This window comes from Nostoc sp. UIC 10890, from assembly GCF_054786515.1.
Window position 1 is genome coordinate 4429185 of sequence record NZ_JBSGKF010000001.1, and the last position, 15018, is coordinate 4444202.

18 protein-coding genes are annotated in these 15018 nt (G+C 40.5%); 7 read left to right on the top strand and 11 right to left on the bottom strand.

The window, feature by feature from the left end; translation table 11 throughout:
* Positions 1-106 precede the first annotated feature (106 nt).
* The gene (accB, locus tag ACWATR_RS18175) at positions 107-664 is read left to right on the top strand and encodes an acetyl-CoA carboxylase biotin carboxyl carrier protein (protein WP_420760816.1); all 558 of its coding nucleotides are present in this window, start codon (positions 107-109) and stop codon (positions 662-664) included.
* Positions 665-726: 62 nt separating this feature from the next.
* Positions 727-1074 carry an ArsR/SmtB family transcription factor gene (locus ACWATR_RS18180; protein WP_190893788.1) on the top strand — a complete coding sequence of 116 codons (348 nt, stop codon included), beginning with the start codon at positions 727-729 and terminating at the stop codon, positions 1072-1074.
* 71 nt (positions 1075-1145) lie between these two features.
* Here ACWATR_RS18180 and ACWATR_RS18185 read toward each other — a convergent pair whose 3' ends face one another.
* Both ACWATR_RS18185 and ACWATR_RS18190 read right to left on the bottom strand, forming a co-directional pair.
* Positions 1146-1757 (bottom strand): GerMN domain-containing protein, encoded by a 612-nt coding sequence (locus ACWATR_RS18185; protein ID WP_460335224.1) that lies wholly within the window; start codon positions 1755-1757, stop codon positions 1146-1148.
* A 282-nt stretch (positions 1758-2039) separates the two neighbouring features.
* A complete protein-coding gene (locus ACWATR_RS18190; RefSeq protein WP_460335227.1) occupies positions 2040-3854 on the bottom strand; it encodes a proline--tRNA ligase in 1815 nt (604 codons plus the stop codon).
* Between the two features lie 235 nt (positions 3855-4089).
* Between ACWATR_RS18190 and ACWATR_RS18195 the strand changes: the two genes are divergently transcribed.
* The 4 genes from ACWATR_RS18195 (at position 4090) to ACWATR_RS18210 (ending at position 6317) form a co-directional block, all read left to right on the top strand.
* Positions 4090-5472: a 1-acyl-sn-glycerol-3-phosphate acyltransferase gene (locus ACWATR_RS18195; RefSeq protein ID WP_460335230.1), complete on the top strand. Its 1383-nt coding sequence runs from the start codon at positions 4090-4092 to the stop codon at positions 5470-5472.
* A gap of 119 nt (positions 5473-5591) precedes the next feature.
* Positions 5592-5813: a type II toxin-antitoxin system Phd/YefM family antitoxin gene (locus tag ACWATR_RS18200; protein ID WP_460335233.1), complete on the top strand. Its 222-nt coding sequence runs from the start codon at positions 5592-5594 to the stop codon at positions 5811-5813.
* Between the two features lie 40 nt (positions 5814-5853).
* Complete coding sequence (locus ACWATR_RS18205) at positions 5854-6057, top strand: hypothetical protein (RefSeq protein WP_460335236.1); 204 nt, start codon at positions 5854-5856, stop codon at positions 6055-6057.
* Entirely contained in the window at positions 6054-6317 is a 264-nt protein-coding gene (locus ACWATR_RS18210) for a type II toxin-antitoxin system RelE family toxin (RefSeq protein ID WP_460335239.1), read from the top strand. Before ACWATR_RS18205 ends, ACWATR_RS18210 begins: the two co-directional genes overlap by 4 nt.
* Before the next feature lie 45 nt (positions 6318-6362).
* Here the strand turns inward: ACWATR_RS18210 and ACWATR_RS18215 are convergent, their stop codons facing one another.
* The 9 genes from ACWATR_RS18215 to cysE form a co-directional block, all read right to left on the bottom strand.
* Entirely contained in the window at positions 6363-6947 is a 585-nt protein-coding gene (locus ACWATR_RS18215) for a Uma2 family endonuclease (protein ID WP_460335242.1), read from the bottom strand.
* Between the two features lie 51 nt (positions 6948-6998).
* Complete coding sequence (locus ACWATR_RS18220) at positions 6999-8156, bottom strand: PD-(D/E)XK nuclease family protein (RefSeq protein ID WP_460335245.1); 1158 nt, start codon at positions 8154-8156, stop codon at positions 6999-7001.
* 252 nt (positions 8157-8408) lie between these two features.
* Entirely contained in the window at positions 8409-8951 is a 543-nt protein-coding gene (locus tag ACWATR_RS18225; protein ID WP_460335248.1) for a (2Fe-2S) ferredoxin domain-containing protein, read from the bottom strand.
* A 132-nt stretch (positions 8952-9083) separates the two neighbouring features.
* On the bottom strand, positions 9084-9287 hold the full coding sequence (gene nifT, locus ACWATR_RS18230) for a putative nitrogen fixation protein NifT (protein WP_181928102.1): 204 nt from the start codon (positions 9285-9287) through the stop codon (positions 9084-9086).
* On the bottom strand, positions 9262-9549 hold the full coding sequence (locus ACWATR_RS18235) for a nitrogen fixation protein NifZ (protein WP_069070441.1): 288 nt from the start codon (positions 9547-9549) through the stop codon (positions 9262-9264). The genes nifT and ACWATR_RS18235 overlap by 26 nt, the downstream gene beginning before the upstream one ends.
* Positions 9536-10669, bottom strand: a complete 1134-nt coding sequence (gene nifV / locus ACWATR_RS18240) for a homocitrate synthase (RefSeq protein WP_181928103.1) — start codon at positions 10667-10669, stop codon at positions 9536-9538. The genes ACWATR_RS18235 and nifV overlap by 14 nt, the downstream gene beginning before the upstream one ends.
* A gap of 371 nt (positions 10670-11040) precedes the next feature.
* Positions 11041-11238, bottom strand: a complete 198-nt coding sequence (locus tag ACWATR_RS18245; protein WP_334897333.1) for a DUF2949 domain-containing protein — start codon at positions 11236-11238, stop codon at positions 11041-11043.
* Positions 11239-11545: 307 nt separating this feature from the next.
* Positions 11546-11776 carry an Asr1405/Asl0597 family protein gene (locus tag ACWATR_RS18250; protein ID WP_460335255.1) on the bottom strand — a complete coding sequence of 77 codons (231 nt, stop codon included), beginning with the start codon at positions 11774-11776 and terminating at the stop codon, positions 11546-11548.
* 80 nt (positions 11777-11856) lie between these two features.
* Positions 11857-12597 carry a serine O-acetyltransferase gene (gene cysE, locus ACWATR_RS18255; RefSeq protein WP_460335258.1) on the bottom strand — a complete coding sequence of 247 codons (741 nt, stop codon included), beginning with the start codon at positions 12595-12597 and terminating at the stop codon, positions 11857-11859.
* A gap of 804 nt (positions 12598-13401) precedes the next feature.
* Between cysE and ACWATR_RS18260 the strand changes: the two genes are divergently transcribed.
* Positions 13402-14748: an NAD(P)/FAD-dependent oxidoreductase gene (locus ACWATR_RS18260; RefSeq protein WP_460335261.1), complete on the top strand. Its 1347-nt coding sequence runs from the start codon at positions 13402-13404 to the stop codon at positions 14746-14748.
* The last annotated feature ends 270 nt before the right edge of the window (positions 14749-15018 follow it).

Here is a 15018-nt window from a genome sequence, read left to right on the forward strand (position 1 = left end):
TTCATCTCTACGGAGATGCAAGTCCCGATTGAAATCCCTATATAGGGATTAAATCCCTGCCACACTTAAGATGCTCATTTACGGATAGGTCGAGGTAATAAAAACTGTGCCATTGGACTTTAATGAAATTCGCCAATTACTGGCAACTATCGCACAAACAGATATTGCAGAAGTCACGCTCAAAAGCGATGATTTTGAACTGACAGTCCGTAAGGCTGTGAGCCTCAGCAATCAGATGTTGTCGGTAGGTCAAGGGACTTTAGGCAGTGTGGTAGGTTCGGGCTTGACATCGGGTTCATCTGGGGGAAACCAGTTGAACGCCAGTCAGGTAACGGAGGTATCCACATCTCGCGTGTTTGAAAATACTGGTACTAGCACACAATTGCAGTTGTCAGTAAATCCTCCCTCAACCATTGACCAGAGATTAGTAGAAGTGCCTTCTCCAATGGTGGGAACGTTTTATCGCGCTCCCGCACCTGGGGAAGCGGCATTTGTGGAAGTGGGCGATCGCGTCCGCAAAGGTCAAACAGTCTGTATCATTGAGGCCATGAAGCTGATGAATGAAATTGAAGCCGAAGTCTCTGGACAGGTAATGGAAATTCTTCTCCAAAATGGTGACGCCGTAGAATATGGCCAACCTTTGATGCGAATTAACCCTGATTAAGTATTAATGTATATATCAAGTGAGTAATTGTTAAAACTTTCAGTCTTTGCGGGTTAATCCTGATGAAACAAACGTTGCCTTTACCACCAGAAGTGGTGCAACAAGTAGCTGAATACTTCAGTCTGTTAAGTGAGCCAATGCGCCTGCGGCTGCTCCACTTATTACGGGATGAAGAAAAATGCGTGCAAGAGTTGGTAGAGGCAACACAGACTTCTCAGGCAAATGTGTCAAAACACCTGAAGGTAATGTGGCAAGCAGGTATCCTTAGCCGCCGCAGTGAAGGAACTTGCGCCTATTACCGGGTGGAAGATCAAATGATTTTTGATTTGTGTAACCGGGTTTGCGATCGCCTCGCCACAAGGTTAGAGGAGCAAGCCCGTAATTTTCGTGTGTTAAATAGCAAACGTTAGGTCTTTTGTCCTTTGTCATTTGTCAGTTGTCATTTGTGAAAAACCAATGACTAATGACTAATGACCAATGACTAAAGTGGATAATTTTTCTGAAAGCTTTCACGAGTTAGTGGTTGTTGTAACTCTACACCCTCACCGCCTAAAACATCTAACGGTTTGCCGTTTACGTCAATGTATACCTTGGCTTTGGGATTTAAACTTGTCGCAGTGTAAACAACTTGTCCCACGCGGCCCATCATTGAGGTGCTACCACCACCACTGGTAAAATCTTCCGATAAATTAACGCGAACTTCATCTTTTTCTGTCTTCAGCCCCAATAGCTTTGTTCCTTTGGGGATGGTTGTTGAATCTGTTCCTTCTGTTGGGCCTGCTAACAAACTTTGAAAAGCTGACTCTAAAGGCTGATTGGGTCTTATAGAAGCGACTTTAACAGGTTGGGGAACCAAAGCAACATTTTTGTCATTTGATCTGAGCCAATAAACATTAGGGGTTTGCTCGTTAGCTGGCTGCCTAGTTGATGGCTGTGCTGGTTGAGCGATTCGCCCAGAGGGGTTTGACGGTGTGGGAGTATTGCCAGATTGTGAAGTAAACCAAGCCACACCGCCACCTACCGCTACAACCGCCGCTGAGACGGCTGCAATTACGCCTGAAGAAATACGATTAGATCCTTGTTGGTCTTTCATGTTCAAAACCTTCCTGACTAGGGCTGATATGGTAGTTATGTGAGGAGCAGCCTGGTTAAAGACGATACTTACGAGTAGAGAGTTTCCCGCAACTTGGAAGAGATTTTATGCCTTTTAACTCCGCAAGTCTATAATTCAATTCTAGAATTTTTACTTCTAGTCCGTCACCTGCCAAATTATGTAAATTTTGGGGAGTGGGGGATGAGGGAGACAGGGGAGGCAAAGGGGAAAAGGAAGAATTTACTCCCTTCTCTTCCTTGTCTCTTCTCCATGCCTCATACCCTATGCCCTGTGTCCTATTGCTTCCGTAATCCACTGTTGGAGCGTTGTTGTAACTTCCTCAATAATTATTTCTTGAGATTTGCGGGTCGCTCTTTCTACAACTTCAACTTTGCCATTGGCTATCGCTCGTCCGGTTACAATCCTATAAGGGATGCCAATTAAGTCAGCATCTTTAAATTTCACTCCTGCCCGTTCATCGCGATCATCGAGTAGGGTTTCAATTCCCCTGGAATTGAGTTCTGTGTAAAGTTTTTGGGCGATTTCGATTTGTTGAGCATCCTTAATGTTGGGAATTGTGACGATCGCGTGATAAGGTGCGATCGCAACTGGCCAAATAATCCCATCTTTATCGTAAGATTGCTCTACGGCAGCTTGGGCTAATCGTGATACACCTACACCAAAACAACCCATAAATAGCGGCTTTTCTTCACCCTGTTCATTGGTATAAGTTGCTCCCATCGCTTGGGAATATTTAGTGCCTAATTGGAAGATGTGACCTGCTTCGATTCCACGGGCGCTTTGTAAGGTTTGTTCTGGGTTATGGATGGCGCGATCGCCTGGTCTTGCCTTTCGTATATCTACTACACCGCTTGGTAGTGGAAATTGCTCACCCCAATTAGCGCCAACTACGTGATAGCCAGCTTCATTCGCCCCTGTAACAAAGTTTTTTAAATCAACCGCTGTTTGATCCACTAAGCGCAAAAACTTGGGATGGATCTGTTTATTGGCGGTAATATACTCATCTGCGATGTCTGGCGCAATGTAGCCTAAAGGTAGAGATTTAGCTGTCCATGCTTGCTGGGCTTCTACGTTTGGTACATTCAAACTAATAATAGTTTTAGCACCATATTCAGAAGCTAATTTAGTCAATTCATTTTGCAATTTGACTTCATTAACTTCCTGATCGCCTCGAATGCTTACCAAAACTAACACCGTTATACCATTATCATAAACGGTTTGATAAAGGACGTTTTTCACCAATTGAGTCGGAGAACAGTTGAGGAGTTGACAGACCTTTTCAATCGTCTCTGTTCCAGGTGTATCCCGTTTTTCGTAAGTTGTAAACCGTGAGGTTTCAGCGTCAATTGGTAAAGAAACAGCCTTTTCTACGTTAGCGGCGTATTTACCATCCTCAGTGTAGAGAACTTCGTCTTCGCCAGCTTCTGCTAAAATCATAAATTCTGTGGAACCAGAACCACCAATTGCACCAGAATCAGCTTCCACTGCGCGAAAAGCTAAACCAGAACGCCGCAGCATATTACTGTAGGCTTTATACATATCCTGGTAAGTTTCTTTGAGACTGGCTTCATCGGTATGGAAAGAGTAGCCGTCCTTCATGATAAATTCTCGTCCGCGCATCAAACCAAAACGGGGACGAATTTCATCGCGGAATTTGGTTTGAATTTGGTAGAGGTGTAGTGGTAGCTGGCGATAAGAGCGAATCATATCACGAGCGATCGCTGTGATTACTTCTTCATGGGTTGGGCCTAATCCTAATTGTTGCTCACGGCGGTCAATTAGGGAAAACATAATCCCCTCAGCTTTGGTGTAAGTGTCCCAACGTCCCGATTCCTTCCATAAATCAGCAGGTTGTAATTGTGGTAGGAGACATTCTTGTGCGCCTGTAGCGTTCATTTCTTCCCGCACAATCTGGGAAACTTTTTGCAGTACCCTCCACATTAGGGGGAGATAAGCATAAATACCGCTACCGATGCGACGGATGTAGCCTGCACGGAGTAATAATTTATGACTGGGAATCTCAGCATCAGCTGGATCATCCCGGAGTGTAACGAATAACATTTGTGACAGTCGCATCGTTTATAGCCTTTCTTTGATCACTAATTTCTATGTCAACTAAAGTATGAAGTATTAAGGATGAAGTACAAAGTACACAGCGTTATTTATTTTTCATTTTTACTTATTAGGTTAGGGACTAGAGGCTAAACAACAGAGATTTTCATCCTTCCTTATGTTAAGAAGTAGCTGAATAAAAAACACTAGTCCCCAATCCCCAGTCCCCAATCCCCAATCACTTTAGGAGAAAACTACCTTGGCAGATGTAATTTATCAAGCACAAGCACCCTTAGAATTTATTCCTCCGGCGTTTAACCCCTTATTGCTACGAGTTGTCCATCTGTTGCTACCCAGTTGGATAAACTGGCAAACATCTATTACCCAAATTGAAGCAGACAACGTAGAGGTTCTGGTGGATCTCTATCGCCAGTTTCAGGAGGGTAAGATACGTTTTATGCTGGCATTTCGCCATCCGAAAACAGACGACCCGTTTTGTTTGGCTTACTTGTTATCTCAACTTGTACCAAAGGTAGCGCGATCGCAAGGTACAACACTACAACATCCCATTCACGCTCATTTTATCTACGATCGCGGCATTCCTCTATGGGCAGGTTCCCACGTTGGCTGGATTGCTTCTCATTTAGGTGGTACTCCGATTCAGCGAGGTAAGGCTGACTGGACGGGGTTACGTTCGGCGCGTGACTTGTTCGCCAATGGGAAATTCCCGATGGCGGCTGCGCCAGAGGGTGCAACCAATGGTTTATCGGAGAATATCAGCCCTCTGGAACCCGGTATCGCCCAATTAGGCTTTTGGTGTGCTGAAGATTTGTACAAAGCTGAACGCCCCGAACAGGTTCTAATTGTACCAGTTGGGATTAAATATAGTTACGTTGATGCTCCTTGGGGTGCGATCGCAAATCTTTTAAGTGAATTGGAAGCGGCTAGTGGTTTACCTGTGAATTCAGCAGAAAATGCTTCTATAGAGTCGCTTTATCCCCGGTTGTTGACTTTGGCAGAACATTTACTTTTGCTAATGGAAGAATTTTACACCCGGTTTTATCATCAAAAATTGCCAGATGCGAAGATTGTCAACGGGCAAATTCCCGATAGAAACGAAGCATTAGCAGTTCGTTTACAAGCGTTGTTGAATGCAGCCCTATTAATCTCAGAACAGTATTTTAATTTGCAGTCAAAAGGTAGTTTGAGCGATCGTTGTCGGCGAGTAGAACAAGCAGGTTGGAATTATATATTTAGAGAAGAATTTAAGGATGTCAAAGGAGTATCTGCTGTTGAAAGAGCTTTAGGCGATCGCGTTGCCGAAGAAGCGAATGCGCGGATGTGGCACATGCGTTTAGTAGAAAGTTTTGTGGCTGTTTCTGGTAATTATATTCGTGAAAATCCAACAGTAGAAAGGTTTGCTGAGACGACTTTAATTTTATGGCAAATGATTGCTAAAATCAAAGGAAATAAATCTGCACAGCGTCCGCAATTGGGTAAGCAAAAAGTAAAAATAACTGTGGGTGAACCCATATCAATTTCTGAGCGTTACCCAGCATATAAGGAAAATCGTTTAGGTTCTAGACAAGCGGTTGCTGATGTGACAAATGATTTGCAACACGCGTTAGAAGGATTGATTTGACTATTATAGTAAAATAAGCGATTGAGGAATAGAACTAAGGAAGATAATTTAAAGGCAAATAACTGACAAAAAACTCAAGTAAATTCATACTTGAAATAGTTAATTAAATGGTGATAATCATGCAACAAATTACTATCGATGCAGCATCACAACACTTACACGAATTAATCGAAGCAGCAATCAATGGCGAAGAAATTATCATCACCAAAGATGAGCAACCAGTAATTAAGCTGACTCCGGTGATTTCTGAGAAAAAACGCTCTCCTTTATTTGGTAGTGCCAAAGGTTTGATTACTATAACAGATGACTTTGATGAGCCATTAGAAGAGTTTCACTATTAGCGGAAATTAATTAAAAGTTTTGCAATTGTAGAGGTTAATTATGGAAACTACGACTAAAAGACAAGAACTGTTAAAAGCAATCAATCAAAGGCTAGAACAGGCTTATGAAGACACTTTAGAAGATGTTCTAGAACTGTTAGATATTAGGAAAGCAGAAGACGAGGAAGATATTAAAGCCTTTGAAGAAGATGAAAATGAACCTACTATTACTTGGGAACAGTACAAACAAGAATTAGAATCGTGACTTATCAAATAGAAATTTCTAACAGGGCTACGAAACAATTAAAAAAATTATCTGCTGATATTAGAGATAGAGTTAATGAGAAAATTTTAGAACTAGCTGACAATCCCCGTCCTAGCGGCGTTGTCAAGCTAGAAAATACCGGCAATAAATATCGTATTCGTGTTGGCAATTATCGGATTTTGTACGAGATTCAAGATGATGTACTGATAGTTAAAGTTGTCAGAGTAGGACATCGAAGAGATGTTTATCGAGATGAGTAGATTGCCAAGTTAATACTAAGCCGTCAATCTATTTTTGCAGCAATCTTAAAATAACATTCCAGAAAATATCTTAGATAAATCTAGCGAAAAGTCAGGAAAAAACGGCAGATTAACTGATTCATTTGGCAGATAAATCAACTTGCGACGATAACCAAATTTACCTTGTAAACTTTGATAATATTCGCTGTAGCACTCCAAATAATTATCTACTAAATTAAATATCCAATAATCAGAGATACCTGCTTCTGCATAAATAGGTAGCTTTTCCTCTTGGTCATATTTTAAGGAGGAATCGGCAATCTCAATTAAGAGTAAAATATCAGATGGACTGGGATGATTCGCTAGATAGTCATCATCTCTATTTTTTGCAATTACTCTATCTGGTTCAGGCTCACTGTTGTTAGATAAAGTAATTGGTTGTTGTCCTCGCAGGGTTGCGCGATCGCCTACTAGCTTATATAATTCTCTCTCTAGGCGTGTTTTACAAGCAGAGTGCGCTGTACCTTTTGCTGCCATTTGGATTATTTCACCCTTAATTAGCTCAACTCGGTCATTCTCTTCAAAGAAGCCGAGTTCAGCTAGACGGTGATATTCAGCTATAGTAAAGCGTTTAGCAGTGGTAAGGCTCATAACAACTACGAGAATGCAGAGTTATTTTTATCTTAATATAGTCGTAACTAATTAAACTCCACCGATAGAAGATAATAATATATCTGGATCTTCTTCTTGATCCGGTTCTGTAGCTGCTTCGATAGTTACACCCTTCCAAATAAAGTCAAAATATTGTTCTTGAACCGTTTTTAATTCCTTTATTGATTCTTGGAAAAATAATTTAATAGCAGATAACTGGTCTTTTTTAGATAAAAATTCTTGTAGGCTTTTTCGATAAAAAATAGCTGAACATGATGGCAAAATGGTTAAATTGTCAGGAGTCCATATATTGGGTTTATCGTTAATTACTTTCTGCATGGATTTAATAACTTTTGAGTGTTCTCCAAAACCAGGAGAAACTTCTAAACATATACCTAGATATGGATATTCCGTGAAACTATCTGGATTTAAATTGAAGTATCCAAGACCACACCAAAAATTACCGCCTGAAAACTTAGTATAGATAATATATCTACTACACCATCTCCATTGAGTCATACTTGCTGCGCCTTTGATAACACCTCCAAAAGCTAGCTTGAATTCACGCTGTACTTCTTCATTGAGAGTTGATTCCATTAAATGGAGAGTTTTGTTAAAATTTACCATTGTCAATAAGTCAACTGATGAAAATTGATTAGTGGTAGACATTCCATTTTTCCTCATAAAAATTAATATTTCTTGGGCTAATATATCAGTGGAGTCTTGTAGTAAGTGGTCATAAAATTGATGCCACCTCAATTGATAAAAATTTACTTTTAGCTCTAAATTAAATGCGTAAGTCCTAATTTCTTCTTTTGGGTCATAATCACGGGTGATGTAAATTAAAATTCGATGTCTGACATTTGGTAAATTACTCAAAATATCAGCATATTTTTTTAAAGCATTATTTCCATCCTTCGCGCCAATTTTTGATTCAATAAATATTACATCTGTATTTAAACCAGTTGAAAGTTCAACCACAATATCAAGTCTACTATCCTCAGTATGGATCGCCAATGCTTGATGTTCTTGTTGAGTTGAAATCTTGATGCTGGAATAATTATCATCACTAATGATTGAGTGATGTTTTAGCCAATCAATTAAAATATCCTGATTCAAGGATAAAAAATAAGCAACAATCTCAGTAAAAAAATCTTCACGCGGTTTGTTTCCTGAATGCAGATTGAGTAAATTCGTGAACAAAGACATTTATTTTTAAGTATTTAAGGTAATTTCAAAAAAGTTACACACAATAATTCAGCTTGTAGTCCTGATGGAACAAGACTACTGGAAATTTTTATAAGTTCTGTTTGTATTCGTTATTACTAGCGTTGCAGCAGTTATAACTTAGCCGATCGCAGTTTGACAAGATTACTGTATGATATTTACAACAAATAGGGGTAAAAATTTTACCCCTAAAAAGTTGTGTATTATTTTAAGAATTGCTAGAGAAGTTTACTACTACTGAGTTAAATGACTTTCTAGCAAAGATGCGATCGCATCAGGATGAATATTCTTGTATTTCTTTTTACCAAGCTGCAAAACGCAGTTGGGAGCGCTGCCACAGCATTTTTGGCAACCAGTATATTCAATAGTAACTTTGTCTGACAAACCGCGATCGCACAAAGTTTTTTCTAATTCTGATAATAACCCTTTACCACCACGTTTCAGGCAACCGCCCTTTTGACATACCATAATCCTCGCTTTGGTTTGAGGTGGTAAATCTTGTTTTGGACAAGTATTGATTGGTGTCACCTTATAGGCTTTAATTTTAATTTTACTTGTGCGTGAGTCTATCTTACTATGACCACAAATGCGAAGTTGCTGACCAGGAACTAAGGATGAACTTAGTAAACGGCGTAACTCTTTAGGCAGTTTAATGTCTATATTTCCAGATGGAACTGCCAATTGCAAGTATTTATATTTTCCTGGTTCACCACCAACAAAACCTAGTAAATGTCCCTCAAGGTTCAATTCTGATAACGTCAAATACTTGTTACCCATGATTGATAAAAAGTTAGGAGTGGGGGGATGAAGAGTTAGGAGTGAGGAGTTAGGAGTGAGGAGTTAAAAATGAGGAACTAAGAGTTAATAATTCATAATTCATAATTCCTAACTCATAACTCCTAACTATTTTTAAGCGAGGCGTTTAGCTTCTACTGTTTGAGGTAAATTTGCTGTGTCTGGCAAATCACGAAATTCTAATTCCCAACCATTTGCTAGGGTGAGAATCTTGCCATCACTTCCATCGGTTTGTTTGACGACTTCTTCTTCCAGGTCTTTTTTAGCAACGTAAACTACTAAAGTGCCGGCATCATTCATCCGTAGCATTACTTTCATGAGATTCCTCAACCGATTCTAGTTCTTTTTTCTTGCAGCCGACGACAAACCCTGTCTCTAAGAAATGCACAGCATATATATAGGAAGTCTGCAAATATGTGCCTATACTCGCTATGTAACCGATATCTCCCTTGTTTACCAAAACTTGGCCGACTTCCTTACCGGGAAAGGTACCATCGTTTTTTAGCAGTTTACGAACTCTGACTTTTTCACCAATTTCAAAAGCAGGTGGCAAGTTTAGTTCTAATTCATCGCGTTGCATGAGAGTACCTCTGTTCTCTGACCAAATTCAACAATTCTTCTGTCGTCAAACTACGTTTTTTCTGTACCGATTGATGGCGCACTGCGTCTAAAACAGATTGGGTTTCTTGAGAGTTCAAGAAAATTCCATGCTGTTCTAGCAAGTTAGCAACCAAATGCCGTCCAGAATGTTTACCTACTACTAAACGCCGTTCCCAACCCACCTCTTCGGGTGCAAATGGTTCGTAGGTAATGGGATTTTGCAATACCCCGTGAGCATGGATGCCAGATTCGTGAGCAAAGGTGTTTTCGCCAACGATCGCTTTCCAAGGTGGTACATCGGCTCCTGATGCGGCTGCTACTAGTTGAGACAGTTCCAGCAAACTGGGTGTGTCAATGCCCAAATCAACGCCGTAGATGCGTTTGATTGCCATGACAACTTCTTCTAATGCGGCATTTCCTGCCCGTTCACCCAATCCGTTGACCGTGGTATTTACTGATGAGGCTCCGGCTTTGATACCCGCAAGGGCGTTGGCAGTTGCCAGACCAAAATCATTATGCGTGTGGATTTCTAGGGGAATCGTCAACGCAGAAACCAGCCTTTGGACTTTGGTGTAGGTGGTGAAGGGGTCGAGAACTCCTACGGTGTCGCAGAAACGGAAACGGGATGCACCCCATTCCTGGGCATAAAGCGCTACATCTAAGAGGAAGTTTTCATCAGCCCTGGAAGAATCTTCTCCGCCGACTGCTACCCAAAGACCTTGATCGAGGGCGAAGTGGATTGAGTCTTTGAGTTTTTGCAAACTTACTCGCCACTGACCATGAAATTTAGTGGCAATTTGGATACCAGAGACGGGAATGGCAATATGCACCCGGTTCAAACCACAGGCGATGGAAGCCTTGATATCTGAGATGACAGCACGGTTCCAGCCCAAGAGTTTTGCTTGTAAACCCAAGTTAGAAATTGCGGCGATCGCACGGGTTTCTTCGTCGCCCATTGCCGGTATACCCACTTCTAATTCCGGTATACCAATAGCATCGAGAAATTTAGCGATCGCTACTTTTTCTTCTAGGGTAAAAGCAACACCTGCTGCTTGTTCACCATCACGTAGTGTAGTGTCATTAATTATGATTTGATTCATTGCAAATATCCCTCTCTTGGAAGTATTCTTAATATCCTTTCCCTCTACAATCCCTCGTGATGGTAAATGCTAAAAATATCACAATTCATAATGTAGGATACATGATCCTTAATTATTGCCCCATTATTAGCATCACATCTGTATGGCAAGGAACTAAATCAATGTATAAATTACTAATCGTTTTTACCGATGTCAGTTGAAATGTCTTCGAGTAGCAATGAGCTAATATAACTATTAGCAAATCCCGAACAAAGTAATACACAAAATCCAGCAATTAAGGATGTAATCATCTTCGTAACCTCATCTTTTCTAGTGCATTTGGGTGTAATTTAGGCAGATAATGCTACTTAAAGCTAAGGGGTACAAACTAGCTAACTGTGGTCTGCTAGCCAATCAAATATCTTTCCTAGCTGCTCCAAATCAACGAAACCATACTGCCATAGGAGCATCGGTAGTGGGCCATTTTCTAATTCACGGTGTCGCAGAGCTACAGCAATATCAGCATTTGAAAGTTCAAGTTCATTGTGCAAAAAATTGAGTAGTTTTATATCTCTGTTCCGAGTCGCCATAATTGATTGAACTTTCAATTTCTTAATTTGGGAAAATAATTAAAAATAAGAAACTCCAATCTTTGTTTGAGAATTTCGTATTTTTAATTGTTGCTATATGTCAGGAAAATTTCAGATTTAGTAGACCCAACAAAATCTAAAACCCATCTAATCCATCTCAGTCTGCAACAAATTCTGCTAGCGGACAGTAGCTTCAAACTCTAAACCTATTTGAGCTTTGTGCATCTATGGACAAAAAGGATAAAGTCCAGTACTTGCGTCATGAATTCAAGATTAATCATCTCTGAATTAGGTCTTTTTGAAATAATCATGACTCATCACTGTAATGCCAGCAACGCTCTAGCCATTCTAATAATTCGTGACGAGAAGCAAGAAGTTGCATAACTGTACTACGAATTAGAATTACTTCCAGCAAATTGTTCACTTTCACTCGTAAAGAACCATCGGGGGGACAAGAGCAATTAATTTTTAACTCTTGCAAACGGTGATAGATTCGCCAGCGATCGCTCAAAGGAATCTGCAAAACGTGATTTGTCATTTGTCCTTTGTCCTTTGTCCTTTGTCAGTTGTCAGTTGTCAGTTGTCCTTTGTCCTTTGTCATTTGCAAATAACCAATGACTAATGACTCTTGACTTTTAAAGTTTGCAGTTGTTTTTCGAGTTGCTCGATGCGCGAGAGCAAAGAACGAATCACGGTTGCTTCCACATCGGGTAGCTTCCCATGTTCTAAAGGAGAAAGGCTGGCGCTTTCGTTGCGAGAAATAATTCTGCCGGGAATTCCCACAACTGTGGAGTCGCTGGGGACATTTTGCAAGACAATGGAACCTGCACCAATACGGACGCGATCGCCAATTTGCAGATTACCTAAAACTTTCGCACCCGCCCCAATCACTGCATTTTTGCCAACTGTGGGATGACGCTTTCCAGTTTCTTTACCAGTTCCGCCAAGGGTGACGCCCTGGTAAATCAGTGTATAGTCGCCCACAATCGCAGTTTCGCCAATGACTACTCCCATTCCGTGGTCGATAAACACGCCTTGACCAATCTCTGCACCTGGGTGAATTTCAATACCCGTCAAAAATCGTCCCAAATGAGAAATTAAGCGGGGGATAAAACTCACACCTCGACAATGTAACCAGTGAGCAAGACGATGCAAACATAGCGCGTGTAATCCAGGGTAGCAAAACACCACTTCTAGCCAATTACGTGCTGCGGGATCGCGCTCAAAAATAATGCGAAAGTCACTCAATAATGGCTCAAAAAAAACGCCAGAGAGTAAATTTTTCAGCATGGATATACGGGTAGAATCCTGGGTTTTGGTACTTGGGGTATCGCTAATACTGTCTAAAGACTGTTGCATCGGTAATGTCTATCTGGTAAAAGATTCATCTGCTATTTTTATGCTTATATCAGGTGACATCCAACTCGATACAAAACCCAATGCTGATTGGATTTATTGGATTGATTAAGGTTGTACTCAAACGCCGAAACCCCGACTCCAGATAAACTTAAAATTTATCTTGGGGTAGGGGCGCTAGTGTTTAATGATGGGGGTACTAGTATTTTTCGGGCAGGGGTTAAGAATTTCTGTTCACGCTACAAGAAACTTTACCCGTAAGCATTTGCTAAGATTTTATCAAGATATTTTGCAATATATTAAGCTGTACTCAGATGCACTCAAATATGATTTAGATGAGACTACAAACCAATATTCTGTATCTCCTATTACTATTAGTATCTTATTATTTGGATAGGCGAAAGACAGGTTTCTTTATTTTCTTTTAGGATTTGCTGTCTGTATGTATGTATACGTTTCCAAATATAGTTATCGCTCATGGTGAATATCTTATTATATAGATGTGTTGAAGGAAAGCATTTCAATGAGTGCAAATATAGGAATCCGATTTGATTACTGAAATCACTCGAGTAAAACAACAGGGTTTTTCCTTGTGCAGCAAATTATAGAATGGACAAATGTACCTATCAAATTTGCGAAGTGTGCCAAATCTTTTCTGAGGACAATCCGAAACTGAGGACTAAGAACTAACTTTGGCTACTTTTAGTATTTCTTCAATTGTTCTAAATAAACAGCAACCTACATCATAATGCTGTTACATCTTTGTTAAGAATAGTTACAGCTTCTTAACACAAGGGAATATTTCCTATGGCAGTTGGAATTAATAAGAATGCACCACATCAGGTTGTAATCGTTGGTGGTGGTTTTGGTGGACTGTATGCAGCAAAGGGTCTGAATGCAGCGAATGTAAATGTTACTCTCATTGATAAACGCAACTTTCACCTATTTCAGCCGCTTTTATATCAAGTTGCCACAGGTACGCTATCACCTTCTGATATCTCTGCACCATTGCGATCTGTATTTAAGAAAAGCAAGAATACAAAGGTGTTGTTGGGAGAAGTAAGTGAAATTGATCCAAAAGCTCAACAAGTTATTTTGGGTGATGAAGTAGTACCTTATGATACATTAATTATTGCTACAGGTGCGAACCATTCCTACTTCGGTAAAGATCACTGGGAAAAAGTTGCTCCTGGCTTGAAAACTGTGGAAGATGCGATAGAAATGCGTCGCCGGATATTTGGCGCATTTGAAGCAGCAGAAAAAGAAACTGATCCTGAAAAACGCCGTGCTTTCTTGAATTTTGTGATTGTGGGTGGTGGCCCGACTGGTGTAGAATTAGCAGGTGCGATCGCAGAATTGGCATACAAAACTCTCAAAGAAGATTTCCGCAGCATCGACACCTCAGAAACGAAAATTTTACTATTACAAGGGGGCCCTCGCATCCTCCCACACATGGTGCCAGAGTTATCGGCATCAGCAGCAGTATCTTTGCAAACGTTGGGTGTAGAACTCCACACTCACACCAGGGTGACAAATATTGAAGGTGATATTGTTACTTTCAAGCAAGACAATGAATTTACAGAAATTGCCTCAAAAACTATCTTGTGGGCAGCAGGTGTTCAAGGTTCCCCAATGGGGAAAGTCTTAGCAGAAACTACAGGTGTAGAGCGCGATTACTCTGGGCGTGTAATTGTAGAACCTGACTTGTCTATCGAGGGTTATGACAACATTTTCGTAATTGGAGATTTAGCCAACTTCTCCCATCAAGATGCTAAACCTTTACCTGGTGTCGCACCTGTAGCTAAACAACAAGGAGAGTATGTAGGTAAACTAATTCGACGACGGCTTCAAGGTAAGACTTTGCCACAATTTCATTACAACGATGTGGGTAGTTTGGCGATGATTGGGCAAAATTTAGCTGTTGTAGATTTAAGCTTAATCAAACTCACAGGTTTCATTGCTTGGGCATTTTGGCTATTAGTCCACATCTACTTCTTAATCGAGTTTGACACCAAATTACTAGTAGTATTTCAATGGGCGTGGAATTATATCACTCGTAATCGTCGCTCTAGATTGATTACAGGTCGAGAAGCTTTTGTAGAACCAAAAACTGTTAACGATAGCGTGCAAGAGCCTTCTGTGACAACTCTGTAACTTCAGTTATCAGAGCTTAGTTAACGTGTATAGAGGCAAATCTTGGGCGAAGATTAGCTGTTCCAGTAAAAGAATATGGGGATGAAATACCGCCCTCAGCAATTTTGGCAATTTGGCATATCATGACTTCGAGTTGCAGTTTTAATGGAGATATCAACACAAAGGGACAGTAAAGAAGTTGTACGAGGGATAAGGTAAAACTTTCCGCTTCTCATGTCCCAGCTATGCCAGTTGTCAAATGAGTGCTGTAGAAATGCTCTACATAAATGA